This window comes from Pseudomonas sp. LB3P58 (genome assembly GCF_054897895.1).
In genome coordinates this window covers 833,143-856,550 of record NZ_JBUBVE010000001.1, presented here as the reverse complement: position 1 = coordinate 856,550, position 23,408 = coordinate 833,143, and the positions used below count along the sequence as shown (strand labels likewise).

Annotated in this window: 24 protein-coding genes; 11 read left to right on the top strand and 13 right to left on the bottom strand. The window is 52.2% G+C overall.

Annotated features, from left to right (window positions below; all coding sequences use genetic code 11):
- The first annotated feature begins 303 nt into the window (after nucleotides 1–303).
- The 3 genes from ACYZTZ_RS03970 (at nucleotide 304) to ACYZTZ_RS03960 (ending at nucleotide 2,723) form a co-directional block, all read left to right on the top strand.
- Nucleotides 304–471 carry a helix-turn-helix transcriptional regulator gene (locus ACYZTZ_RS03970; protein ID WP_310395056.1) on the top strand — a complete coding sequence of 56 codons (168 nt, stop codon included), beginning with the start codon at nucleotides 304–306 and terminating at the stop codon, nucleotides 469–471.
- The gene (locus ACYZTZ_RS03965) at nucleotides 471–767 is read left to right on the top strand and encodes a hypothetical protein (protein WP_461997286.1); all 297 of its coding nucleotides are present in this window, start codon (nucleotides 471–473) and stop codon (nucleotides 765–767) included. The genes ACYZTZ_RS03970 and ACYZTZ_RS03965 overlap by 1 nt, the downstream gene beginning before the upstream one ends.
- A gap of 159 nt (nucleotides 768–926) precedes the next feature.
- Nucleotides 927–2,723, top strand: coding sequence for a replication endonuclease (locus tag ACYZTZ_RS03960; RefSeq protein WP_461997285.1), 1,797 nt, complete (start codon nucleotides 927–929; stop codon nucleotides 2,721–2,723).
- Nucleotides 2,724–2,940: 217 nt separating this feature from the next.
- Here ACYZTZ_RS03960 and ACYZTZ_RS03955 read toward each other — a convergent pair whose 3' ends face one another.
- On the bottom strand, nucleotides 2,941–4,482 hold the full coding sequence (locus ACYZTZ_RS03955; RefSeq protein WP_461997284.1) for a methyltransferase regulatory domain-containing protein: 1,542 nt from the start codon (nucleotides 4,480–4,482) through the stop codon (nucleotides 2,941–2,943).
- Between the two features lie 747 nt (nucleotides 4,483–5,229).
- On the opposite strand from ACYZTZ_RS03955, the gene ACYZTZ_RS03950 reads away from it, so the two are divergent.
- Both ACYZTZ_RS03950 and ACYZTZ_RS03945 read left to right on the top strand, forming a co-directional pair.
- On the top strand, nucleotides 5,230–5,652 hold the full coding sequence (locus tag ACYZTZ_RS03950) for a plasmid mobilization protein (RefSeq protein WP_461997283.1): 423 nt from the start codon (nucleotides 5,230–5,232) through the stop codon (nucleotides 5,650–5,652).
- On the top strand, nucleotides 5,649–7,403 hold the full coding sequence (locus ACYZTZ_RS03945) for a relaxase family protein (RefSeq protein ID WP_461997282.1): 1,755 nt from the start codon (nucleotides 5,649–5,651) through the stop codon (nucleotides 7,401–7,403). Before ACYZTZ_RS03950 ends, ACYZTZ_RS03945 begins: the two co-directional genes overlap by 4 nt.
- A gap of 571 nt (nucleotides 7,404–7,974) precedes the next feature.
- Here ACYZTZ_RS03945 and ACYZTZ_RS03940 read toward each other — a convergent pair.
- Nucleotides 7,975–8,907, bottom strand: a complete 933-nt coding sequence (locus ACYZTZ_RS03940; RefSeq protein WP_461997281.1) for a hypothetical protein — start codon at nucleotides 8,905–8,907, stop codon at nucleotides 7,975–7,977.
- 159 nt (nucleotides 8,908–9,066) lie between these two features.
- Between ACYZTZ_RS03940 and ACYZTZ_RS03935 the strand changes: the two genes are divergently transcribed.
- Nucleotides 9,067–9,384, top strand: a complete 318-nt coding sequence (locus ACYZTZ_RS03935) for a helix-turn-helix domain-containing protein (protein ID WP_461997280.1) — start codon at nucleotides 9,067–9,069, stop codon at nucleotides 9,382–9,384.
- 409 nt (nucleotides 9,385–9,793) lie between these two features.
- On the top strand, nucleotides 9,794–10,354 hold the full coding sequence (locus ACYZTZ_RS03930; protein WP_461997279.1) for a magnesium transporter: 561 nt from the start codon (nucleotides 9,794–9,796) through the stop codon (nucleotides 10,352–10,354).
- A gap of 31 nt (nucleotides 10,355–10,385) precedes the next feature.
- Here ACYZTZ_RS03930 and ACYZTZ_RS03925 read toward each other — a convergent pair whose 3' ends face one another.
- From ACYZTZ_RS03925 to ACYZTZ_RS03905, 5 genes are read right to left on the bottom strand one after another with little or no spacing between them, the layout of a single operon-like run.
- Complete coding sequence (locus ACYZTZ_RS03925) at nucleotides 10,386–10,703, bottom strand: cytochrome C oxidase subunit IV family protein (protein ID WP_192406592.1); 318 nt, start codon at nucleotides 10,701–10,703, stop codon at nucleotides 10,386–10,388.
- A 13-nt stretch (nucleotides 10,704–10,716) separates the two neighbouring features.
- Entirely contained in the window at nucleotides 10,717–11,430 is a 714-nt protein-coding gene (locus ACYZTZ_RS03920) for a heme-copper oxidase subunit III family protein (protein ID WP_461997278.1), read from the bottom strand.
- Nucleotides 11,431–11,436: 6 nt separating this feature from the next.
- A complete protein-coding gene (locus ACYZTZ_RS03915; protein ID WP_461997277.1) occupies nucleotides 11,437–12,129 on the bottom strand; it encodes a cytochrome c oxidase subunit 3 in 693 nt (230 codons plus the stop codon).
- Complete coding sequence (gene ctaD / locus ACYZTZ_RS03910; RefSeq protein WP_046046158.1) at nucleotides 12,126–13,901, bottom strand: cytochrome c oxidase subunit I; 1,776 nt, start codon at nucleotides 13,899–13,901, stop codon at nucleotides 12,126–12,128. The genes ACYZTZ_RS03915 and ctaD overlap by 4 nt, the downstream gene beginning before the upstream one ends.
- Nucleotides 13,902–13,951: 50 nt before the next feature.
- Entirely contained in the window at nucleotides 13,952–15,424 is a 1,473-nt protein-coding gene (locus tag ACYZTZ_RS03905; RefSeq protein WP_461997276.1) for a cytochrome c oxidase subunit II, read from the bottom strand.
- Between the two features lie 442 nt (nucleotides 15,425–15,866).
- Between ACYZTZ_RS03905 and ACYZTZ_RS03900 the strand changes: the two genes are divergently transcribed.
- On the top strand, nucleotides 15,867–16,205 hold the full coding sequence (locus ACYZTZ_RS03900; protein ID WP_056742598.1) for a hypothetical protein: 339 nt from the start codon (nucleotides 15,867–15,869) through the stop codon (nucleotides 16,203–16,205).
- Between the two features lie 79 nt (nucleotides 16,206–16,284).
- Here the strand turns inward: ACYZTZ_RS03900 and tam are convergent, their stop codons facing one another.
- Complete coding sequence (gene tam / locus ACYZTZ_RS03895; RefSeq protein ID WP_461997275.1) at nucleotides 16,285–17,055, bottom strand: trans-aconitate 2-methyltransferase; 771 nt, start codon at nucleotides 17,053–17,055, stop codon at nucleotides 16,285–16,287.
- Nucleotides 17,056–17,157: 102 nt separating this feature from the next.
- Entirely contained in the window at nucleotides 17,158–17,487 is a 330-nt protein-coding gene (locus tag ACYZTZ_RS03890; RefSeq protein ID WP_461997274.1) for a YXWGXW repeat-containing protein, read from the bottom strand.
- Between the two features lie 440 nt (nucleotides 17,488–17,927).
- Between ACYZTZ_RS03890 and ACYZTZ_RS03885 the strand changes: the two genes are divergently transcribed.
- Nucleotides 17,928–18,431, top strand: coding sequence for an inclusion body family protein (locus ACYZTZ_RS03885; RefSeq protein WP_046046162.1), 504 nt, complete (start codon nucleotides 17,928–17,930; stop codon nucleotides 18,429–18,431).
- A 124-nt stretch (nucleotides 18,432–18,555) separates the two neighbouring features.
- Nucleotides 18,556–19,095 carry an AidA/PixA family protein gene (locus tag ACYZTZ_RS03880; protein WP_461997273.1) on the top strand — a complete coding sequence of 180 codons (540 nt, stop codon included), beginning with the start codon at nucleotides 18,556–18,558 and terminating at the stop codon, nucleotides 19,093–19,095.
- 244 nt (nucleotides 19,096–19,339) lie between these two features.
- On the opposite strand, the gene ACYZTZ_RS03875 is transcribed toward ACYZTZ_RS03880, so the two are convergent.
- Nucleotides 19,340–20,425, bottom strand: coding sequence for a type I restriction endonuclease (locus tag ACYZTZ_RS03875; RefSeq protein WP_461997272.1), 1,086 nt, complete (start codon nucleotides 20,423–20,425; stop codon nucleotides 19,340–19,342).
- A gap of 302 nt (nucleotides 20,426–20,727) precedes the next feature.
- On the opposite strand from ACYZTZ_RS03875, the gene ACYZTZ_RS03870 reads away from it, so the two are divergent.
- Nucleotides 20,728–21,138: a low affinity iron permease family protein gene (locus ACYZTZ_RS03870; RefSeq protein WP_008152989.1), complete on the top strand. Its 411-nt coding sequence runs from the start codon at nucleotides 20,728–20,730 to the stop codon at nucleotides 21,136–21,138.
- A 45-nt stretch (nucleotides 21,139–21,183) separates the two neighbouring features.
- Here the strand turns inward: ACYZTZ_RS03870 and ACYZTZ_RS03865 are convergent, their stop codons facing one another.
- The 3 genes from ACYZTZ_RS03865 to ACYZTZ_RS03855 form a co-directional block, all read right to left on the bottom strand.
- Entirely contained in the window at nucleotides 21,184–21,687 is a 504-nt protein-coding gene (locus ACYZTZ_RS03865; RefSeq protein ID WP_046046166.1) for a DUF4142 domain-containing protein, read from the bottom strand.
- A gap of 73 nt (nucleotides 21,688–21,760) precedes the next feature.
- Nucleotides 21,761–21,919, bottom strand: coding sequence for a KGG domain-containing protein (locus ACYZTZ_RS03860; protein ID WP_010462447.1), 159 nt, complete (start codon nucleotides 21,917–21,919; stop codon nucleotides 21,761–21,763).
- Between the two features lie 117 nt (nucleotides 21,920–22,036).
- Complete coding sequence (locus ACYZTZ_RS03855; protein ID WP_461997271.1) at nucleotides 22,037–23,386, bottom strand: sensor domain-containing protein; 1,350 nt, start codon at nucleotides 23,384–23,386, stop codon at nucleotides 22,037–22,039.
- Nucleotides 23,387–23,408 lie beyond the last annotated feature (22 nt).

Below are 23,408 nucleotides of genomic sequence, written 5' to 3'. Positions count from 1 at the left end.
CAGACAACGTCATTAAAACTGCTCCGACGAAAACTCGGGGCAATCTCGGACAACCAAAGTAAACGTCAAACTCCCCCGTTGCTTTCTCTTCCGTCCAGTAAAAATCTAAAAATTCTCTTATTACGTACAAACGTTGGATGACACCGGCTTCCCTAGTATTTTCAAGCGCTTATGAACAGTCGCAGCGGTGTCTTTTGTTGAATACTCCGGGCAGTGTCGTACAACAAAAAATACTGCTTGACGTAAGTTTATCGATCTTTAAATCTACATACAGCAACAACAAAACGTCGCAGGAGACGAACAATGCTGATGACACTTGAAGATCTCAAAAAAGAGCTAAAACTCTCCCGAGCAACAATTTATCGCTCAATCAAAAGCCAAGGCTTTCCTGCCCCTTTGAAGTTTGGGAAGTCCAGCCGCTGGAGAAAAAGCGATATCGAAACTTACTTTAACAACAGGAGCGTAAAATAATGTTCACTCATGTCTGCGAACTGGGGAAGCCTAAGAAAAACGTCATAACTCAAGGCATTATTGAGGACTGGGAGTCAAAGCTAAATGAGCTATCCGATCTTATCAAAGATTTGACGGACAAAGACGCCAGTGAATACTTTATGAGTGCCAGCCGCGAATTAATCAATCGGATTGAAGAAGAAGTATGGATAGAACAGAAGCGGATAACTCGTGAAAAAGAACAGCTCAAGCTTTTGAAAGAAGCTAAAGCCAATCTTCTGGAACAGATCGCTAAACTTCAAGGAGAAGCCTTGTAACACGTGCATATCCACACTGGATATCGACTGAAACTCTAATAGCGTGGCCCGCCGGATAGGTGGTCTGAAAAAATTGATCCGTTCACCGCCCGGAGCGGATTAGAAGCAGAAACGCCGCCTAGTGCGGCTTAGAATAATAAGAATAATAAGAATAATAAAATGTACACCACCACTCCCAACCGACTTCTCCCGAAGCAGTTGCTAGAAACACAATACAGCGAAATACTTTTCCGTGGGTTTGACGACCACGGAAACGAGATATATGAAAAGACCGACACCCCGCCCTCAGAAGCACTTCCCGCTATCGAAGAAATAATCTATTTTTCGAATGATGAGCTTGTTCGTCTCGCGCATAAAATCGCCGCCGCGTATAGATTTTCACTGCTGCCTGCAAATGGCAATCAAAAGAAACTCATCATTGACGATCTACCGTTTAATATAAAGGTAAAAAAATCTAAAAATTCGACTACCGATTCACTGGCACTCAGAATAAGCGATAAAAAATGGTGGCGCAGGCAAATCATCAAACTGGCCGATGAAAAGAGAGAACATATAGCACATATAAATAAAGAGCTTGGCGGCAAGAGCCCCACTCAAGTGTGCTGTTCTGACAGAACGATCAAAATGCATAAAGAACGCAAGGAGAAAACAGATAAATTCCTGAAGAGCTGTAACAAGATAATCCGCAATAATAGTTCTGATCCATTTGTATTCAACTTGCTAGACGTGGCCGATGGAGCAAGAAAAAACAGACTTAACGAATTATTTTTAGACATCAAAGCTCTTGAGAAAATCGCGGAGGAGAATCAATTTGGCTGCGCCTTTATCACGCTAACAGCGTCTCCAGAGTTCCATCCAAACCCGAAGGTTGGAAGGGATAAGTATTCAGGGGCGAGTGCCAGAGAGGCTAACCAATCTCTGCAAAAGGATTGGCGTTCGATATTGGACGCTCTAGATAATATTGGTGTTGATAGAAGAAGCGGGGATTATTTCGGATTTCGGGTGGTCGAGGTTCATGAAGATGGATGCCCGCATTGGCACATAGCAATTTTCTTCAATCAAGAACTAGAAATTTTGGAAGCCATTGAAGATTCAATAGAAAGACTGTACATAGATCGTAAAGACTATTTTGCGAATAATAAGCGCGATATTGTCCGCATTATTGAAAAGACAAGTGATGATACCGCCACCCCTTCATCTTATATATTTGGATACGTGCTGAAAGCATTAGCGGGTGAAGACGATGACACTGCCACCAGGTACAAATGCGCCATCCGTGCCATGGGCGCGAGACAATATGCTTTTTTCGGTATCAAGTGCGCCACAGGAAAACAGAGAGCACTTAAACGGGTGGCAAAAGATCCCGATGCACCGGCACATATAAAGCAACTGGCCGAGCAAATCCATCCTCCTATGGATCTAGATGATAGGAATGAGAGCCAATTAACGGCCCGCGTCCATTTTTTTGAGAATGATTCAGATAAGCTTAGCTTTGAAAAAGAAGAGGGAAAGAACAAATACGGTGAAGCAATCTTCACCGCAAGATCAATAAAGCATGAGCTGGATGAGCAGTCTGTGCAAATTGCAGGTTTGTGCGAAGACATCAGCCAGGAGCAAGCGGACAAGTTGAGACGTAAGGAGACAGAACAGGTCACAATTGTTATTAATTATTCAAGAGAAGCAGAAGCCCGAACATTCGCTAATGCTCTGAGGCCACCGCGCTGGTGTAGCACATGCATACAACGATTATCCAAACTGCCTTCTGAGCAATGGCAGTTTCTCCCGGAAGGCCCAGATTATTCCGCTGTACTCAAGCGCCTCGGTTACCCACCTCGCGAAAGGGCCTGGAACGCCGCCTGCAGCGTTTTCAGAGCACTTTGCACACATCGACTGCAGGCGTTACGGAAAAGCTCTGAAATCGCCGCACAGACACGTACAGCATTCTCACGCCTTTGATATTCATCTTCGCGGCGCTAGGGCCCATTCCCCAGCTGAGTTCAAGAAAATAATGAATATTCGTTATTGTCATCTTCCATCATGCTACGCATCCATCTACCCCACAACGAGGCTGCATGAAGGCCTGGGATGTAACATCCCAAGATCAGCACTAACCTATATGAACAAACCGCATGCTTGAACCCCCACCGGACGGCGAGGGCTTGCAGCGCAATGATCAGGCGACTTTCAGCGCTTTGAGGACGACCAACGTTTTTTCAGCGAACGCTTTGGCTTGCTCAACCAGCTCGACCATGTTTTCTTCAGCGCTGGTCAGGGGCTGGCCATCCTTGACGAAGACTTCGCCATGTTCGCTCATGACGCCCCACGCCACTTGCGCCCATTCAGTCGGTTGTTTCTTGCCTTGCATCATTGCGATCAGGAACAGCTGGTCGAAGCGACTGACCGAAACACCCCCGCCCGTGACCGGGCTCGCCAAGGTTTGAATTTGATTGCTGAACAATGAACGTTTGCACAACTGCAGGTTGAGAAGACCGCAGCGTTCCACCACCAGCTTTTCATCCGCTTCGGTCTGGCAGGGTGCCACCGCCCCCATGCCGACCAGCACGTTGACAGCCTGCTGAAGCGCGTCAAACGTCATCGGGGTAACAGCCGCTAGCAGCTGGCGCAGCGATTTTGGAGCGTAAGCCTTGGCTGAGAGTGCGTCGAGAACCGGGCCATAGATGTCAGCGGTCAACGTAGCTTCGCCGGCAGCGCCAACGATCGTGCTGGCAACACTGTCCACCACCTGCACCATCACAAAGCGCGTGTTGAGCAGGCGGGAACGCTGTTCAGAGGCAGCCAGTCGGCGAGCGCCGCGCATGTACAGGTCTTTGCGAAAATGCTGGTTCACAAAGTAGTCACGCGCCTGCTCGCGCAAAATCGGGTGTTCAATGCCTTCCAAAAACTGAATGCCTTCATCGCTCAGGTTCAGCGGATTCACCGTGTCCAGCGGTACCGCCGTGGTGGCGTAGTCCAGCTTGGCGGGGGCGAACGCATCCACCACGTCAGTGAAGTACATGCAGTCCCAGTTGCGGTTGAAGTATTCGTGGGCCACGTATTGGCGATTCTGACCCGCGATGCTTTGTAGCCTGGCGCTCAAGCCTGGAGCGGCTTCTGCGTATTGGGGATTGGCTGCAAGCAGTGCCTCGGAGAATTGCAAGGCGGCGTCGACGCGATCGGCTGAGCGTAATGACGCAGAGGCGTACTGGTCATGCAGGCTGAGCAGCTTGCGCAGCGGCGCCATAGGCGACCAACCTGGGGAGCAGTTGTAATCCACGTAGAGTTGCCCACCGGGCTTGAGGTGGCGACGAGCGAATTCGACGATCAGGTGTTGATTCTCGCGGCTGACCCAGGCCCAGATGCCATGCAGGCTGATGCTGTCGAATTGCGGCAAGTCCTCACGGGTCAGCAGTTGTTCGAAGCTATCGTCATACAGCCGGGCATCACTGTTAAAGGAGGCCGCCAGCTCGCTGGCATGCGCCGCCTGAGTCGGGGTGAAGTCCGTACCAACATAGCGCCCTGGGTTGGCGGCGGCATGAATATTGATCGAGACACCCTGACCAAAGCCCAGTTCGCAGTGATGGGCATCAGTGCTTTCCAGGCTGGCAAAACCACGCAGCAACAAGCAGTAACGCTGGAACACTGGATTCACTTCTCGGCAGTACCCGTAGACGTAATCCTCGTCCGTGAAATAACCTTCGTTCCAAGCATTGCTCATGGTTTACATCCTTTTACGAGAGGGCTAAAAAGATGTCTTTTATAAGAGAAAATGGCTCTGAGTCACAAGCGAAAAATCACGCATGCTGATGTTTTAAAATGAAAAACTAGTGAGTTGGTTAAAATTCACCAGCCATTCAAGAGCGCTGCATCTGCAGAAAAATGGCGTAAACCATTACCCGGGTGAGCTCCTAATTCCCTAGGACTTTGAATAGAAGATCCTTTCTCATACTCATCACCGCCGTGATGATGCCGCCTACTCCAACCAGCCAGAAAAAATCAAGCGTTATGTGAATCGTTCCTAAGTTATCTTCCAAAAAACTTATCGACTGAAGATCCTGCGCTTTCGATTGATGTGCGCTTTGATAACGTAGGTGCAACAGAATGCTCCTTAAAATAGTTCCGCAGGCACGCTATTGAGCGCTTTGTTTGCTCTTGCCTTGCATTTTTTCCGTCGTAACTTGCATCTGGCTCAAGCGTATCGCCAGCTGAATAAAATAGCGCTACGCTTCCGAAATAAATTTCACTCATAAAACCTCAATATAATTAACTCTCCCAGAACTGCCAATTGAACATTTGACAGCTATGCATTAACAATACTCTTGAGCTCATAAATGAACAAGGCTCCTCGAAAAATAGTCTGCGACATTTTCCGACCTTGTCAAGGCTCTGCCTTGAATCCGATGGGGTTCCCCCATGCCCCTTTAAGAGCAACAGCAAGATCAAAAGAAGAATCCCAGGAGGGATCATGAGCGAGGCAGAAAAACAGCCTGTGGTGGCTGACAAGATGGTTCAAATCAATGCGCAAGTGCTTCTGTCGCAGCGTAAGCTGCTGAATGAAAAAGCCCGATCGGCAGAGATGAATGTCAGTCAATTTATCAGCAAGTTGATTACGGATGCGACCGTCGAAGTGAGCATTGGCCTGCCGCAACAGATCAGAGAATTGAATGTCTGGCTTGCTCGCATAAACAGCAATTTGAACATGCTTTCGAAACACGCAAACATCTACAAAGAAAAAGCCGACGCGGCGATCTTGATCCACAGCGTGAACATTATTCGTGAGGATATTGAGCGCGTGGCGGCGGTAAGTTCCACAGAAGCACAGCATTTGATGCCAACAGCTCGGCAATTTCGCACGGCCCAGCGGAAAAAGAAGGCGGTGAAATCATGATTCACGGCCTGTCGAAATACAGCACAACTGGGGCTGGAGCGGCGATCGACTACTTTCTCGATCCGAATTATTACGATGAGGTTGCCGAGGAGTGGAAGCTGCGAGAGCCGGCGCCGGTACTGCTGGATGGTGATCCGGATGTGATCCGTGCGCTGTGCGAAAGCCTGGACTTTAAACACAAGTACACGTCTGGCGTGCTGAGCTTTTCAAAAGAGGAAACGGCGTTGATCGATGCCACGCCGGGGATGAAGGAACAGATCATTGCTGAGTTCAAGGACTTTGCCTTTGCTGGGATCGATCGCGAAGACAGTCGGCTGATTTGTATGGTCGAGCACCGGCACCTGGATCGGCTGGAAATGCACTACATCGCACCGCGTGTGCACGCTGAAAGCGGCAAATATTTTAATCCATTTCCACCAAATTATGACGGTAAGCGCGGAGCTGGGAGCAATAAAACCTTTGTTGAGCATAACGACGCGTTTATCGATCATATGTGCGAAAAATACGGGCTGCAAAATCCCCGTGACCCGAAATATTCTCGCAATGTAGTGATTAAACCTTTTGATCCCCAGAGTGATGCCAAAAAACAAGTCGTGGCAGCAATCAACACACTGATTGATAACCAGGCCATCGGCAGTCGCGAAGACATGTTCAAGTATCTTGAAAGTTGCGGAGCAAAAATCACAAGGAAGGGCGCGGATTATTTTTCCTTCAAATTTCCGGAAATGAACAAAGCAGCCAGATTAAAAGGAGAGCTGTATGGCGAACGATCTTTTGAGCAAATTAAACAACGGTCTGCAAAAGCAGTTGCGCGATTCGAAGCTCGCCGAGCTGGGTCTGAATCCAGATACAGTGAGGCGCTTGCTGAACGGACAGCGGAAACTCAAGGGCGACATAAACTTACTAACGGATCAGCTGAACGAACAAGTCGGCTTGACGGTCTCTCTGCAAAACGACTTGGAGAACTGTCAGAAGAGTTTAAGGCAGTTAAAAACGATCTTGATACTTTCAGCCCTCGGGCTCGGACTGCTGCTCGCGATTTTGTGGCCAATAACCCGTTGATTCGGGGCTTCGACCAAACGCAGATTGATGCCCTGGCCGATGCAAGCAACCCCGAAATGGAGGTGGCGGATATCAAAACCGGGGATCCAGTGGCTGATGAACTCAGGCGCAAGCTGCACAACGCGATTCGCCAGGGCGCGGATGAAGTGATGGCGCAGTCGCGCAAGTTCTTCAAGCAGCAGCAGGAAGCGGCAGAGGCCTTCCGCCAAGCCTTTACCAGAGGCTTTTCCGTGCTGTTCAAATTCAACTTGAGCACTTACAGCGGGCGCAATTTTTTGAGCCAGGATGGCTACGGCAGTGATTTTGCTTCCAACCGACGATTGATCAGCGAGCACATCAACCAACTACGTGATGACATGCGTTATCTCAAAGCCCTGGATCAGCAACAGGGGCGGGTCGAACAGCGAATTCTGACGCCGCTGGGGGCGATGCGAAAGGCACAGTCTGGCACTGGACTGCGCTCCGACCTGTCATCGCTCATAGAAACGCCCAAGGCGGTTGCGCCGAAGCTAGATAAGCTGGAGGAGAAACTTTTTATATCGGCTGTTAAAAATCCCAATCGAAAATTTGGCTTTGCACTAAAAACAAAAATAAACGATGAGGCTAGAGATGATGGACAAAGTATCACTAACGAAACGCAAGGAACTCCTGGAAAAACTGCATTTGACAGCTCACCCACTATCCAATAAAACACGTTGCTTGAAGTGCGGAAATGCTCGATTACAGGTCAATATTTCCGAAGAGCTGCCGGAGGAATATGCAAGCCCCGCAATAGTAACGGACTTTGTTAGAAAAGTTGAAATCAACATAATTTGTACAGCGACAGCACAAACGCAAATCAAACTTGCCCAAGTCACTCATTGTGAGCTTTTTGAAATGTGCAGCGATGATTAAATTACTGAAACACCATATGCCCTTCTCGCCGGGCAAGGCTAGCCCGGCGGGGAAAGCAAGATCGCGCCTCTTCGGCGCCCCGGTGTCGGGGTTCCGCCCCCGACAGGACGTCCCCCGGGCCGGGGTCGGCGGGCTCATGCGCCGCTGCGCGTCGCAATCGATATCCCTATTTTTTGATTTCGAGAATCAAGGGCGACGAAGAGGGTTGGCCAGGGGGAATATCTGCGACAGCAAGAGCCTGACGCGCTGCGCTTGTCCGCCACACACGATCGCCTGGCTGGCCGGTAAAGCTGGCCAACCAGCCGCCCAGCTGCGGCCCGATCATGTGCGACTATAGACCGCGACCAGCACCAATAGCCCTTGACACTAGGCGACTTCTGATTTCGACATCTGTGCGGATGAGTGATGTAGTTTAATCGCCTCGTTCATTTTCCCAGAAATGAATTTCTCAAACCGCGCATAGTCCAGCCACCATAATGCTAAATGAATTAAAGTGACGGGGGAGATAATATAAAAATATGCGGAAAACCCAGCCTCTATTGAGTCGACTTTTCCTAAATATAGAGCGATAACTGCAGCAATGAAATGGTAAGACAATGCGAATGCCAGATGTCTTAGCTCCATCTCCATTGCTCCGCTTGATACAAGACTCTTAGGTTGCTTTCCGATGGTAACCCCTACAAAAAACGATGCCAGTGCAATCTCCGAAATAAAAGGAATACAAAGTAATAGTGCGCATAGTATCAGCTCTACAGGCTTGACCAGCGACTGTGAATCGCCTCGCTTTGTTGTTACATTGTAGAAGCAGTACTCTTTCCTTCCATTCTGACCACCGAAGACGACCTCTTCACCAATTTTAGCCCTTCCGCTATTGAATGTTCCTTGCACCGTAATCATTTCGCCATCGACTTTTTTGATCGCCATGGCATTGTGTTCTACGGAGTAGTGATCAGTACTAGCATTAATATCTCCGAAAGTTCCTACGTTTACAGAGGTATTGGAATGATACGTGTTCACAGACCGCGAATTCGTTACGTAGCCATGGGTAATGACGAAATCTTTGTATGCGAGAGGTTTGCTGAGGATTGGTCGCACGATAAGATCAAAGGCACTGATTACTGAATAACCGGAAAAAGTACCTACTAGAAACCATATCTGCGATTTTAATGGCGATATCGCTTCAGTGATCAGAAGTAAGCCAAAATACGCTGCCACTAAACAGCCATACCATCTGAAAATGTCGCGTTTTAGCAACATAAGCGCTATCGCAATTGCCGCACCAATCATCATTCCTAACATCGCAATTTCCTTTTTCACGAAAAAACTGATGGTAGCCCATGGCTACCTTCTGCCGCAAAGAAACGACATCAAAAAGCCACTGCGCTCGCGATCCTAAGTAAGTCTTAGCAAGGCGTCAACGAAAATCTAAGACTCTCTTAGCTTTTGCGGTTAGAGAAATTGAGCATATTCAGCAAGCGATTGAAGGAAGCGCGAAAAGCAGCAGGTCTGAGTCAAGAAAGGCTTGGTATAGAAGCTGGAATTGAGCCAGCAAGCGCATCAGCTCGTATGAATCAATATGAAAAAGGCGTGCACGAGGCCGGGGTGGGTACTGTTCAACAGATCGCAACAGTCCTGGATTTACCGATGGCTTATTTCTACTGCGTGGATGACGACGAAGCACAGTTGCTCAAGTTATTTCATTCGCTGAAAGGAACTGATCGGGAAAGCGTGCTGAAGCTAGTCGAACAGCTTGCCAAAGGCTCTCGCCAAACCTGAGAGACTACCGCTCGTCGGATTCCATGCTCGCTGTACAGTCACATGTATGTTTGTATATTTTTTTAGATATAAGTGATTGATTTATAATGCCAGTTCGACTCCCTTCACCCGCTCCAATCGAATTTTGGTCTCACGTCAGGAGGTTTTGACGGGAGACGCAGGAACACAAAAAACCGGTCCGTTGTGGCCGGTTTTTTTGTGCCCGGAATTTGGGGTGCCGGGGAACCTGCCGGGAGCATCAGACCGCATACTTCCCGTCCCCATGCCTGAATGATATGCAGTGCTATACTTTTTTATGGCTTGAATGAAGCGCCCAACGTGCCCACGGGTACTGATACCGACTGTAAATCTCGACTGGCAGCTGCAAGACAAAGGAGGTCTACGGCAAGCACGAGATGGGAGGTGTGGCATGAATAGACACTATTACATCAGCAACAATCTCGACGATCTTGAAGCCGTTGAAAATGAGCTGGAAGCCAGCGGCATCAATTCCGAACAAATTCATGTGTTCAGTGAACACGTTGCCGATGTTGAACAACATCACCTTCACGAGGTTAACTCGTTAATGGAACAGGATGTTGTCCACTCTGGCGAAATTGGTGCAGTGATCGGTGTGCCACTCGCGGCGCTGGTTCTTGGCGGCGCCTATTGGCTGGGCTGGACCGAATCCGCCGCAGGCTGGATGCCCTTTATCTTTCTTGCCATTGTTGTATGTGGCTTCTGCATCTGGGAAGGCGGTTTTTTTGGTATCCAAGTGCCTAACACCCACTTCCGCAGTTTTAAACAGGTGGTAGCAGAGGGAAAACATATTTTCTTCGTAGATGTCGAGCCGGGCCAGGAGTCGGTATTGGACGGGGTTATCGAACATCATCCAATGCTGGAGATCGCCGGCACGGGAGCGGCCGCCCCCCACTGGACAGTAGCCTGGCAGCACAAATGGCATCAGTTCAAGCGAGTGATATCGGGTTAGCTCCTGGAGACTGAGGCCATCCAGACGCTGCTTATTGGCCGAAGGAAATGACCCGGCTGAGGAAAACATAGTCCGCCTCGGTGGCCATCAGTCCGACGAGTACCAGCAAACACAACGGTGGCACCAATATGGCGTAGACCATGGCCAACCGCTCCCAGGCCATGTGCATGAAGATGGAGACAATTAGACCTGCCTTCAACAACATGAACGTGATAATCAGGGACCACCGAAGGTAGCCGTGGAAGTGGAAATAGTCGACCAGATACGACATCGTGCTGAGGACGAATAACAGCCCCCAAATTTTAAGGTACAAGCTGATTGGATGTTGCTGACCTTGAGCATGTGCCATCACCCGTGCTCCTCTACCATAAATAGAAGAAAGCAAAAATAAACACCCACACCAAATCCACGAAGTGCCAGTAAAGCCCGGCTATCTCGACGTTCTGATAGTTTCCGGAGCGCTCATAATCTCCCCGAAATACTTTCATCGCCACAATGCTGAGGTAGATGGCGCCGATTGACACATGCAGTCCATGGAAACCGGTAATCATGAAAAAGCTGGCTCCAAACTGCGCCGCCCCCATAGGGTTCCCCCAGGGACGCACGCCTTCTGCGATGAGCTTGCTCCATTCAAATGCCTGCATGCTGACGAAGGTCACCCCCAAGGCAGCGGTCGCCAGCATCAGGGCAGTGGTTTTCGCACGATCACGGCGATAGGCGAAATTGACGGCCATGGCCATGGTGCCGCTGCTACTGATCAGCACAAAGGTCATGATGGCGATCAGAATAAGTGGGATTTCTCTACCGCCAATCGTCAATGCGAACACTTCACTGGGGTTCGGCCAGGCGGTGGTGATGGTCATGCGTACCGACATGTAGCCGGTTAAAAAACAGGTGAATATAAAAGTATCGCTGAGCAGGAATATCCACATCATCGCCTTGCCCCAAGGGACCTGCTTGAAGGCCTCCTTATCCGAGGACCAGTCGCTGGCGATGCCCTGCCATCCTTCTGGCGGCGGCAAGCTGGGTGGATTGGATGAACTGGACTCGCCTGGGGCAAGTGGGTGCGTTGCCATGGCTTTTCACCTCAGGCCGCAGAATCTCGCGATGGCTTCATAGGTTTGCGGCGTGCTGGTCAGCAGAGCGAATAGCACGAACCAAAGACCCAGTAAGTAATGCCAATAGATTGCACACAGCTCTACGCTGGCGCTGAGTTGCGGCAATGGCACGCGCTGCAGGAATTTAGCAACGATTATGCCCCAGGCTATCAGCCCGCCCAGCAGGTGGAGCGCATGCAGGCCGGTCAACAGGTAAAAGAAGCTGTTGGCCGGATTGCTGGCGAGAAAGTAGCCCCAGGCAACAAACTGCTGCCAGACCCAGAGCTGTCCCGCCAGAAAAGCAATGGCGAATACACCCCCCAATGCGAAACCAATCACAGTTGCACCCAGTCGCGCCTTTCGGGCGGCCATACGCGACCACTGCAGTGCGATGCAACTGAATACCAGAAAAGCCGAATTCAGCCATAGCTGCGAGAGATCGGCTAACGGCGCCAAAGGCTCTGTCAGGGGTAGCCAGTCGGTCATTTGTGAACGGGCGATAAAGGCGAGCAAGAAGAGAAAGAACAACGAACTCACCACGGCCAGAAACAAGCGCAGGCCTATTCTTGCGATTTGGTTTCGATCGGCACCCTCTCCGGCCTGAATACCCTCCGGATCGCGATTCCAGCTGCCGCCGGGGTCAGCGCCGTCGGCGTTTCTCAATAGCAACCTGCTCATGTTTTAACGTCCGCTATCTTGGTTCCGGCACTCAGTTGCCGCATCTGCTCCAACTCCTCGGCGGAGACTGTTTGCGGAACGAAATCCTGCTCTATCCCCGGCACACTGTAGTCATAGGCCCAGCGATGCACGACCGGCAGCTTCGCTCCCCAGTTACCGTGTATCGGCGGGGTGTTCGGCGTTTGCCATTCCAGACTGGCCGCGCCCCAGGGATTACTGCCTGCGGGCTTGCCCTTAAATACACTCCAGGCCAGGTTGAACAGGAACAGCAGCTGGGAAACGCCAACGGTCAATGCGACCACCGTAATGAAGGCATTCAATTCTTGCGCCGACTGCGGGATGAACGCGTAGTTTTCATAGGCGTAGTAACGGCGTGGCATGCCCTGGAAACCGAGGTAGTGCATGGGGAAGAAGATGGCGTAGGTGCCCAGAAAGGTAATCCAGAAATGCAGCTTGCCCAGGGTGTCGTTCAACATGCGCCCGGTGACTTTCGGGAACCAATGATAAATGCCGCCGAACACCACCAGCACCGGCGCGACACCCATCACCATATGAAAATGAGCCACAACGAAATAGGTGTCCGAGAGCGGAATATCCACGATCACATTGCCCAGAAACAAGCCGGTCAGACCGCCGACCAGGAAGGTGACGATAAAGGCCAGGGCAAACAGCATCGGCACGGTCAGATGAATGTCGCCGCGCCACAGGGTCAGCACCCAGTTGTAGACTTTCAGTGCGGTCGGCACCGCGATGATCAAGGTGGTGACGGCGAAGAAAAAGCCAAAGTACGGGTTCATTCCACTGACATACATATGGTGCGCCCAGACCACAAAGCTGAGTACACCAATCGCAATAATGGCCCACACCATCATTCGGTAGCCGAAGATATTTTTACGCGCATGCGTGCTGATCAAGTCGGAGACCAGACCAAACGCAGGGAGAGCAACGATGTAAACCTCCGGGTGGCCGAAGAACCAGAACAAGTGCTGGAATAAGATCGGGCTGCCACCCTGGTGATCGAGCTGCTGCCCCAGCGAGACCATCGCCGGCATAAAGAAACTGGTGCCCAACAGCTTGTCAAACAGCATCATGACCGCACTGACGAACAACGCCGGGAAGGCCAGCAAGGCCATAATCGAGGCCATGAAGATTCCCCATACGGAGAGCGGCATGCGAAACAATGTCATGCCATGCGTGCGCGCCTGCAACACCGTGGTGACGTAGTTCAACCCGCCCATGGTGGCTGCGACAATAAAAATCGCCAGTGAGACGAGCATCAGGACGATGCCCCACTGGACTCCCGGTGTCCCCTGAGAAATGGACTGTGGCGGATAGAGCGTCCAGCCCGCACCGGTGGGGCCGCCCGGTACAAAGAAACTGGAGAGCAACACCACTACCGCCAGCAGGTAGAACCAGTAACTCAGCATGTTGACATAGGGGAAGACCATGTCGCGGGCGCCCACCATCAGCGGGATCAGATAATTACCGAAGCCCCCCAGAAACAAGGCCGTCAGCAAATAAATGACCATGATCATGCCGTGCATGGTCATCGCCTGATAGTAAGTACTGGCGTCCATGAACGCCAAAGTACCGGGGAAGCCTATCTGTATGCGCATCAAGCCGGACAACACCACGGCGATAACGCCCACGAACAAAGCCGTCAAGGAATACTGAATGGCGATGACCTTGTGGTCCTGACTCCAGACATATTTGGTCAGGAAGCTTTTGGGTTCGTGTAGTGCTTCTGTTTCGGCTTGCTCCGCATAGGCCATCACGTCATCCTCCGGTTCGAAGTTTCGGTGCATTCCTGGCTGCTTTACGGCTACTTCCCTGGCTGCGCCTTGCTTGCATCAGCGTCGGCATTTGCTTTGGATTTGATAAAAGCGATCAGTGCGTTCAGGTCCTTGTCGCTCGGGGTAAAGGCCGGCATGACGGCTGCGTAGCCCTTGACGATTTTGGCTCCGGGATTAAGAACCGACTCTTTTATATAGCCCTCATCGGCCTTTATCGTCGAACCGTCGGCAAGGGTTACGGTCTCGCCATACAGGCCCTGCCAGCTGGGGCCGACGCCCTTGCTGCCATCGACACTGTGGCAGGCCAGACAGCCGAGCGACTGAGCCAGCTGTTGCCCCTGCGTCGCCAAGTCGTCACCTGGGCCCGACGCTTCGCTGGCAGAAGGTTCATTGTCTTGCTGCGCGGCACCCAGTGATTTGATCAGGACGACGAGTGCGCCCAGTTCATCGTCATTGAGAGTATAGGTCACCATGACCGGCGGGTAGCCCTGTACCAATCGGGCCTTCGGATCGAGGATCGACTCTTTCAGGTAGGCCTCATCGACCAGCACACTGGTGCCATCGGCAAGCTGTTCAGTGCGGCCGTACAGACCCTTCCATCCCGGGCCGAGGCTGGCACTGCCATCCTGGCTATGGCAGGCACTGCAGCCGAGGTTTTCGGCCAGCATGCGGCCTTTTTTCAGCACGCTGTCCCGACTGGGCTTGGCAGCAGTCGTTAATGTCTGCGCAAAAGTCGGTTGGCTGTTCAGCCATTGATCGAAGGCGTCCTGTTCCTCCACGATCATATGGCCGCGCATGTTGTAATGGCCGACGCCACAATATTCAGCGCAAAGGACTTCATACTTCCCGGTTTTAGTCGGTGTAAACCAAAAGTACGACACCATCCCTGGCACCATGTCCATCTTGCTGCGCATTTGTGGTACATAGAAATCGTGCAGCACATCTTTAGAGCGCAGTAAAACTTTTACCGGCTTATCGAGCGGAAGGCGAACTTCATTGCTTATGATAAGTACATCGTCTTGCCCAACAGGATCCTTGGGGTCAAGACCAAAGGGATTGGTGGAATCAACAAACTTGATATCCGACTTGCCCAGTTTTCCGTCTTGGCCGGGAAATCGAAAGGCCCACTGCCACTGCTGGGCGACCACTTCAAGTTCATAAGCATTATTCGGCACCCGGACAAAGTCACTGTAAACAACCAGACCTGGCGCCAACATCGCGGCAATACCTACCGAGGTCACGATAATTAACCATGTTTCCAACTTTTTATTTTCTGGCTGGTAGGCCGCCCTGGCACCTTCCTTGTGACGGAAACGCATCACGGCCAACGCCATGAATACGGTGATGGCGATGAAAAATATTCCGCTGATGATCAGGGTGATGAACAGGGTGGTGTCTATGGACCCCCAGTTGGAAGCTGCCGGTGCCGCATGCCAAGGCGCTAATATATGGAACAGCACTGATGCAATAACGATTAGTACAAGAATAATTGCCATTGCCATTTTGCTTTCATCCTATTCCTGTTACTCATCGGTATGCCTAAGCATCGCCACAGAACAACATCGTCAAATCAAATACTAATCTGACGCCAAAACAGGCTAGACAAATACCACCTATCTTCGTGGCAAAGTCCGCAGGAAGTATAGTTCATGGCCGGAACAAGCGCTTTTCCTGGAAAGCCTTGCTGCCTGGATATTCCAACTTCAGCATCAACTTGATCACTTGAAATCTATTCGCTATATATAGCTGTAACTATTCAGTAACACATATCCCGGGACGACACGTCGAGCAAGCGAGGCCCGGTTGCCAGCTATAATTAAAATCTGATTACGCAAGGCAAAGATCGGCTAAAAGCGCCCGCAAAGATCCTCGCCTATGCATAGCGGTCAGACAAATGACGGCCAAGAGCGACAGCGTCCAGCCGTCCACAACGGAGATTTCGTCATGAGTGCCTTGACGATCGAAGGCTGGTGCAAAGTCAACGGACAACAAAAGTCGACCCCGATGGGTGAAATCCATTTTTACGTCGATGGTCCCCTCCATAAGGGTCTGGAGGACGCTGAAGAACGCCTGCAGAAGACCCATGAGCGTGAAGCCATGGTCGATGTCGACATGGACACACTGGAGTTGAAATTGCCAGAGGGATACGACCCTTTGTCCGACTGCCAGATGCGCGTCTATATACACAACGAGCGTGGTCAGTTCCATCTGGTCGGGCATCGCGCAAGTGATGGAAGCTTGGTCTATAGCAACGCGGTGTTGATAGATCAGTTGATTGATTAGCTACGACAGGATACTCGGCCATTAGTGCGCGAAAGGGACAGACGAAAAGAGCGCGGTCTGTCCCTTTTTCACTAACACATCAGCGGGTCGCGACGATAAACAACCGTGGGAACGGCAGCAGCACTGAACCATCGGCCAACGTCGGATAAGCCAGCTCGATCGCCGCCTGATACTGCTTGAGATACTGCGCTCGCTCCGCCTCATCCAGCGGATCAAGAAACGGCCGCAATCCGCTGCCCTTGAACCACTCGACCACACCAGACGCGCCGCCAGAAAGTGGATGATGGTAAGTCGTGCGCCACACATCGACACGGGAACAGTGGGCTCGCAGCATCGAGTAATAACCACTGGCATCTGCCATCTCCGTCCGCTGCCCGGCGGCGCCTGCCAGTTTGCCAACCCATGGGCCATCGGCTGCAACCTCGCGCATCAAGCGATGCGAAGGTTCGTTGAGATTGTCCGGCATCTGGATCGCCAGACTGCCACCGGGCGCCAGTTTGCTCGCCAGTGCAGGTATCAACTTCGCGTGGTCGGGAACCCACTGCAATACCGCGTTGGCGAAAATCACATCAAATGGGCCGTTTTCGTTCCAGGTATCAATATCAGCCGTATCGAATTGCACCTGCGGCAAGCGCTTGCGGGCGGCCTCGATCATATCGGTCGAACTGTCCAAGCCACGCACCGTGGCATTGGCGAAGCGCTCAACCAGCAACTCGGTCGAATTACCGGGGCCGCAACCGATGTCGATTGCCAAGCGCGCGTCCACAGCAGGAATCGCGGCCAGCAGGTCACGGGCGGGGCGTGTGCGTTCATCTTCAAAGGCGACGTATTGTTTGGCGGACCAACTCATTGCGTTCTCCTGTCGGTGCGTTGTCATGGGCAGGGCAGATAACGGTTCGCTACGATACGCCAACCGATGTGCCCTGCCCTATCCGACCTATGGCGAAAGATGTCAGTTGACCCAACCCCCTCGTTGCCAATACCAGCCATTATTGCGCTGCTCCCAGTGGGGATGCACATAACGATAGCCCGGTCGTTCCGGCACCCAGTGGCCATGAACAGCGACATAACGCCCACCTTCCCAACGCCAGTATCCTCGGGACCAGACGTACCCCGGACGCGCCACAGGCTCTACTTCGATTACGCGTTCCGGTGGCTGCTGCGGTGCAATGACTTCAACGTACTCATGCTGCACCGGACGCCGCTCATGAACGACCCGCTCCTGCACACAGCCGGACGCTGCGAACATCACCGCCAATAACGCCATATAACGTAACCACATGCTGCCTCCTCAGGCTTGACCGCCGCATTGAGTGAATCAGCAAAAATCCCCCCTTTTCCAGCCACGCTCCTGCCTGGCTAATTGATCTTGTAGCAGGTCGTATCTGTCTATTACCTGAACTTGTATGACTTGGCACCGACATAACAACGAGAGTTTGAATGCGCGTTCTTTATCGCCAAATCTTCTGAAATCATAACTAAATCGACCGTTCGTCGAACTGACAGGAAAGCAATTTTGACAGCCTTGAAATGGCACCTATAGTCCTATCGCGGCCCGTCGGAAGGAACCCGAACCCGTTAGTTTGCACGCAAGGAGCAAGGCCAGCTCATGCCCGTGACAGGTGGGTTCCGCCCGTAGTGTGTTCGCAACGGCCGTAAGGCAAGCAAGCGTTGTTGTGCCTGGAAGATGCCAGGCATTCACTATGAACAAGGAGCTTTACTATGTCTCGAGTCACGGATGTTCTTGTTTCAATCGACACTGAAACCATTCTGAAAAACTACCCGAACATCAGCAAAAACCCTGCCTCGCCGACGTTAATCGACGTCAATCATGTGTACATGGTGACCAATCAGAACAACGTGGTCAGCGGCCAGGCCGGTGGCGAACTCAACTTGAAAGCCCAGGTAGGCGACTTGATTCGCTGGCGTGAAACCAGTCTGTCGCAGAGCTTCGAGACTGCAGTGATTTTCTACAAGTTCATTGGCAATGTCGGCAACGAGTTGATCTCCACACCCACGCCTCGCAAGGCTACAGCGTGCGTTGCCGTTCCCAACACCAGCAACCCGTCGGTTCCGAGCTGCCAGAAAGTCGACAACCATTACTGGTCTTCGGAAACACTTTCGTGCGGTAGCGTGACCTACCACTTCCATTTCCTGATCGTTGATCGCGACTGCAAGATCGTAGGTTGCTGCTCGTGGGATCCGTTCATTACCATCCGTAACTGACGATGACAAGGCCCCTTGGCGACGAGGGGCCTACCGAGTTCGCTGCCGCTTCGGCCGGGACGGGATGTCTTGCTTGAACTGATGCGGCTGCCGTCTTGAATCAACATCATGAAAGGAATCCATGATGACTTCCGAACCGATTGCCTCCCCCTCGACGAGTATCGCGCCAGCCAATAATGTGCTGCTGGTCGTCGATGCCGAATCGCTGCTTTTACGTTATCCGCAACCCAGTCTTGAGCCGCAAAACCCGACCGGGATTGAGGAAGGTTTCATCTTTGCCATCAGCGGCAACAAAACAACACAAAGTACTACAAATGACAGCTTTATGACGTTTATCGCCAGTAACGGCGAGAACTTCCATATCCGTGGCAGGACCGTCAGCTTGCTCGCTGAACACAGCGTGGTGTTCTACGAGATGTCTGTCGGTGATGCCGGGGTACTTTCACCACCTGAACTGGTGATCCACACAAACCTGACAGTCCCCGCACCCAATCCCGAAAACCCGACCCAACCGGGCAGCCACACGGCCGATGATCATTACTGGCACTGCACGCAATTGGCGGCTGGTGTGGCGGCGTGCGAACTGAAATTCATGCTGATCAATAAAAGCTGCGAGGCATTGGGGTACTTCAGTTGGTCGGTGGACGTGAAGTTGGCGGAGTGAATTGACTCCTAAAAAACCGGCCTCAAGGGCTAATGCCAATCAGTTAAGCCAAAACGCGATCCGTAGCAGCTGGCGAAGCCTGCTGCTACGGATTGTGTCGCTCCTTAACTGATTGGCATTAGCCTCAAGGGCGGTTTTTTTATTGAATTGAATGAGAGGGCATATCTGTTCGCGCGTTGTTGATCAAATGCCCACAAAAAACCGGCCGCAATGGCCGGTTTTTTTTCGCGCCGAGCAAGCTCGGCTAGTCGTAATATCCAACAGTCTTCTTCAAGTGATCCGAGTATTCGTAGATATCGTCTATCGAGTTGATTGCGTGCCGGGTTTCATTTTTCTCTTCATCAAAAATCCCGATGTACTTCTGTGAACGATTGAAGTGCAGACGACAGATAGGTTTGCGGTTGTTGTCGTCGAGCAGAATGCCGAAGTAGCTTTGGGTGTCGCGTTGAACAATTCGTTTGGCATCGACAACAGACCGAACCACGGCGCGGACAATGTGATAACCCTCCAGTTCTTCCAAGGTGGTCAGAACCTTGTCCTCAGACTCGTCCCGCAAATCCGGCTGCTCGGTACCACTGGAAGAAACCGGCAAAGAGGCCAACGCTGGTTGAATAGCACCGCTCATGGCCGACTTAAGCCTGTCGTTGATTTGGTCGTTGAGAAACTGCACCACGGCCTTTCTCGTTAGCTCATGGAACTGCTCACGGACCTTCTGAGTAATCACCCCGTCGTATACACGCGATGCGAACACCTTCACAAAGTCGTCATCAGGCTTGCTGACCTGCGAAGCAATGACCTTTTTGATTTGGCTGACGTACTTCAGCTCACCTGCGGCGCTGATGATCGAATCCACATCGAAGGCTGACTTGGTGAGCTTGACCAATTCGGGAACGGAATACTCGTCGATATCCAGAAGGTCGAGTTCAAGAAACGGCTTCTCATCCATCTTGTTTGGCGCGTCCAGGTCGGTGAAAAACTTGTAGACCTGACCGTTGGTAAGGATAGAAATTCGGGCGCTGGTGACGTGAAAATAACGAAACAACTGGGAGGCATGATTGATGTGCAGCGGCTCGCCTATTTTTTTGCACTCGATGAGGATTTGAACCTCTCCCCCCTTCATGATTGCGTAATCAATTTTTTCTCCCTTTTTCGTTCCAATATCACAAACGAATTCGGGAGTTACTTCCGTCGGATCGAAGACATCGTAGCCCAGCACCGTGCTGATAAACGGCATGACAAACGCGTTCTTGGTCGCTTCTTCCGTCTTAATGGCAGCGCCTTGCAAACGAACTTTGGCGGCTAAGCTTGCTAACTTTTCGAAGAATTCCATGAGTGGCCTCTTATCTGGTTCGATCCGTGTGTTTGCATGCTGGCAAATTGATTGCCTTTGATACTAGACACAAACCGGCACAAAGAAAGAATCCAACCAAGAATTGGGAACAACAGAGATTTCCTCCATCCATATCTGAGTCAATTCGACCTATAAGATCGCCAGGTCGCAGCCTTCCGTCAGCTACTTCGACCTACCGAGGTACGAGTTACCGGCTTTTCATTGAACCCAGAATTTAATCAGAATTTTCATCATGCCCGTGCTGTCTGAAAATCAGGCGCATCCCTATAAGGAACACGGCAATGAAATTCGCAAAAGTCGCTCAGAAACTTGCCCTGTGGGCCGGCAGCCCCAAAACGTTCATGGGGGCGATCATTCTGATTTTTCTGTGGGGGCTGAGTGGGCCGATTTTTCACTTCAACGACACCTGGCAACTGATCATCAATACGTCGACCACCATCATCACGTTCCTGATGGTGTTCCTGATCCAGAACACCCAGAACCGCGACACGGACATTTTGCATTTGAAGGTCGATGAGTTGCTGCGGGTGACGAAGGAGGCGCAGAACGCGATGCTGGGGCTCGAGGCGCTGGACCTCAAGCAGTTGGAAGCGCTGAGAAAGCAGTATCGGCAACTTGGCGAGGGCGAAACGATTTCCCTGGACGGCACCGTCGTCCAGGAAAAAGGTAAGCAGGATTTGAATGAATGCTGATCGGGACGTCGCGGGTGGCCCGAGGTCACCCGCGTACTTCGTGGGTTAGCGACTGGCTTGCAGCGCCTTGGCCATTTGCAGATGGCTCTGCAATTTTGGCAGGGTTTCTTCGGCGAAGGCTTTGATTTCAGGCACGTCGGTGGTCTGCGCTACCTGTTGAAGCTGTTCGATGGCTTCCTGGGTGGTTTTCACCTGACTGGCCGCGTAGGCCTGGTCGAAGCTCGCGCCGTCCTGCACTTGCGGCATCAAGGCTTTGGCTTTATCGACTACCTCTTCGCGCGGAGCCACCGGCAAATCCAGTTGCTTGGCGATTTTCGCCAGATGCTGGTTGGCGGTGGTGCGGTCGTTGATGACGACGATGGTGTAGTCCTTGACCTCTTTGGATTCGGTTTTCTGGTGCGCCAGGCGGCTGGCTTCGATGTCGGCCATGCCTTTGGCCGATGCATCGTTGATGAATTCGGCGGGGGACTGGGCAAAGGCACTGCTGGCGCACAGACCCAGCAACGTGGCAAAACTGGCATTGCGTAATCGGGTGGCCATCCGGCTCATGGTCGCGCCCTCCTCGTAAAAAATTCAAACGGGAGCTTACGCTCCCGCCTCTCAATCAAAACTACCTTCACCGCTACTTCGATTTCTGACCACCTTTACGGCCCATATCGGGTTTCGCAGGGTCTTTATCGACAGTCGTGGTGGTAGTTTTCCCACCTTTGCGACCGGCTTCAGACGCCTTCGTTCGATCGTTGGCGAAGTTTCCCGAGTTCGAGTTTCTTGAATTAGGCATGATTCTCTACCTCTTGGTGATGATCGCGGCGAGCAGGAGCCCGCATAGAATCAGAATTTCGATCACCGCAAAGGTTTAGAAAAGTTGAAATCGCCGCGACGAACGGTGGCAGATTTTTCAGGCCCCGAGGCGCTGATGATTTTGGCGCTTGGCGGCGTACATGGCCTCATCGGCATGCCGGAACAACTGCTTTTCTTCGGTTCCGTGGTCGGGGTATCGCGCAACGCCGATGCTCGTCTGGATGATCAGGCTGTGACCGTCCAGACGCAGGGGTTGAGCCAGGACCTGTCGGATTTTTCCCGCCACGCTGTCGGCGTCTTCCGAGGCGTGGATGCTGTGCAACAACACCACAAACTCATCGCCGCCGATGCGCGCCACCGTGTCGGTTTCGCGCACACAGCCCTTGAGCCGGTTGGCGACAGCTTGCAGCAGCATGTCGCCGACCGCATGGCCGTGGGTGTCGTTGACTTCCTTGAAACGGTCGAGGTCGACATACAGCAATGCCATATGCCCGGAATCCGCCCGCGCCAGCGTCAGTGAGTCTTTAAGCCGTTCACGCAGCAACTCTCGGTTGGGCAGTTGAGTCAGTTGGTCGTACTGGGCCATGCGCTGCAGCCTGGCATGCAATTGCTTGCGCTCAATCGCTGTGGCGACCTGGGCGCAAACGTATTGCAGCAGCTCCTTGTCCTGTTCGGTGTAGCGCTCACCACCGGGCACGCTTTTGACGATCAACGCACCGATGGTGCCGTTTTGTGAACTCAACGGCACGCCCAGCCAGCAAGGCGAATGCTGTCCCGCGACCAGCGCCTCAAACCCTTCCGGCAAATTGTCCTGATCCGGTGTCAGCAGAATCGGCTGGCCGCTGCGAATCACCTCGGCGCAGAGGCGCCCGGTGATCGTTCCGGGCTGCTCGGGTTGCGGCTCCAGATCGTCCACGTGATAAGGGAAATTCAGCTGCGCACAGTGTTCGTCATACAGCGCCACGGAGAAATTCAGCGCCGGCAGCCATTCTCCGATAATCAAATGGATGCGTTTGAACAGCGCCAGTAAATCTTCCGCCGCGTGGGCCGCTTCGGAGATCGCATACAACGCCGCTTGCCGGGATTCGGCCTGCTTGCGCTCAGTGATGTCGCGCGCCACGGCGATGCGCAGTTGGTCGACCTCCGACCAGCGCGCCGACCAGAGGATGTGCGCCACGCGGCCATCTTTGCGCAGGTAGCGGTTTTCGAAATTGAGCTTGGGGTCGCCGCCCATGATCTCCCGCGCGGCATCGAGGGTGCGCTGACGATCAGCGGGGTGCACCAGGTCGATCATCGGCTGGCCGATCAGCTCTTCGGGGGTATAACCGAAGATACGCTCGCAGGCCGCGCTGACAAATACGAAGCGACCTTGTTTGTCGACCGCACAGACGGCGTCCAGCAAGAGATCGATGAAACTCGCCAACGGCGCGGAATTTCTGGTTGCCATAGTGCGGTGAGCGTGTCCGGAC

What these genes read in the sequence shown, in the direction of transcription:
- ACYZTZ_RS03950 (WP_461997283.1), top strand. Translation starts at nt 5,230, where the DNA reads ATGAGCGAGGCAGAAAAACAGCCTGTGGTGGCTGACAAGATGGTTCAA.
- ACYZTZ_RS03940 (WP_461997281.1), bottom strand. Translation starts at nt 8,907, where the DNA reads ATGTTAGGAATGATGATTGGTGCGGCAATTGCGATAGCGCTTATGTTG.
- ACYZTZ_RS03900 (WP_056742598.1), top strand. Translation starts at nt 15,867, where the DNA reads ATGAGTGCCTTGACGATCGAAGGCTGGTGCAAAGTCAACGGACAACAA.
- ACYZTZ_RS03965 (WP_461997286.1), top strand. Translation starts at nt 471, where the DNA reads ATGTTCACTCATGTCTGCGAACTGGGGAAGCCTAAGAAAAACGTCATA.
- ACYZTZ_RS03880 (WP_461997273.1), top strand. Translation starts at nt 18,556, where the DNA reads ATGACTTCCGAACCGATTGCCTCCCCCTCGACGAGTATCGCGCCAGCC.
- ACYZTZ_RS03960 (WP_461997285.1), top strand. Translation starts at nt 927, where the DNA reads ATGTACACCACCACTCCCAACCGACTTCTCCCGAAGCAGTTGCTAGAA.
- ACYZTZ_RS03925 (WP_192406592.1), bottom strand. Translation starts at nt 10,703, where the DNA reads ATGGCACATGCTCAAGGTCAGCAACATCCAATCAGCTTGTACCTTAAA.
- ACYZTZ_RS03930 (WP_461997279.1), top strand. Translation starts at nt 9,794, where the DNA reads ATGAATAGACACTATTACATCAGCAACAATCTCGACGATCTTGAAGCC.
- ACYZTZ_RS03870 (WP_008152989.1), top strand. Translation starts at nt 20,728, where the DNA reads ATGAAATTCGCAAAAGTCGCTCAGAAACTTGCCCTGTGGGCCGGCAGC.
- ACYZTZ_RS03885 (WP_046046162.1), top strand. Translation starts at nt 17,928, where the DNA reads ATGTCTCGAGTCACGGATGTTCTTGTTTCAATCGACACTGAAACCATT.
- ACYZTZ_RS03855 (WP_461997271.1), bottom strand. Translation starts at nt 23,386, where the DNA reads ATGGCAACCAGAAATTCCGCGCCGTTGGCGAGTTTCATCGATCTCTTG.
- tam (WP_461997275.1), bottom strand. Translation starts at nt 17,055, where the DNA reads ATGAGTTGGTCCGCCAAACAATACGTCGCCTTTGAAGATGAACGCACA.
- ACYZTZ_RS03955 (WP_461997284.1), bottom strand. Translation starts at nt 4,482, where the DNA reads ATGAGCAATGCTTGGAACGAAGGTTATTTCACGGACGAGGATTACGTC.
- ACYZTZ_RS03890 (WP_461997274.1), bottom strand. Translation starts at nt 17,487, where the DNA reads ATGTGGTTACGTTATATGGCGTTATTGGCGGTGATGTTCGCAGCGTCC.
- ACYZTZ_RS03860 (WP_010462447.1), bottom strand. Translation starts at nt 21,919, where the DNA reads ATGCCTAATTCAAGAAACTCGAACTCGGGAAACTTCGCCAACGATCGA.
- ACYZTZ_RS03915 (WP_461997277.1), bottom strand. Translation starts at nt 12,129, where the DNA reads ATGAGCAGGTTGCTATTGAGAAACGCCGACGGCGCTGACCCCGGCGGC.
- ctaD (WP_046046158.1), bottom strand. Translation starts at nt 13,901, where the DNA reads ATGGCCTATGCGGAGCAAGCCGAAACAGAAGCACTACACGAACCCAAA.
- ACYZTZ_RS03970 (WP_310395056.1), top strand. Translation starts at nt 304, where the DNA reads ATGCTGATGACACTTGAAGATCTCAAAAAAGAGCTAAAACTCTCCCGA.
- ACYZTZ_RS03905 (WP_461997276.1), bottom strand. Translation starts at nt 15,424, where the DNA reads ATGGCAATGGCAATTATTCTTGTACTAATCGTTATTGCATCAGTGCTG.
- ACYZTZ_RS03875 (WP_461997272.1), bottom strand. Translation starts at nt 20,425, where the DNA reads ATGGAATTCTTCGAAAAGTTAGCAAGCTTAGCCGCCAAAGTTCGTTTG.
- ACYZTZ_RS03920 (WP_461997278.1), bottom strand. Translation starts at nt 11,430, where the DNA reads ATGGCAACGCACCCACTTGCCCCAGGCGAGTCCAGTTCATCCAATCCA.
- ACYZTZ_RS03945 (WP_461997282.1), top strand. Translation starts at nt 5,649, where the DNA reads ATGATTCACGGCCTGTCGAAATACAGCACAACTGGGGCTGGAGCGGCG.
- ACYZTZ_RS03865 (WP_046046166.1), bottom strand. Translation starts at nt 21,687, where the DNA reads ATGAGCCGGATGGCCACCCGATTACGCAATGCCAGTTTTGCCACGTTG.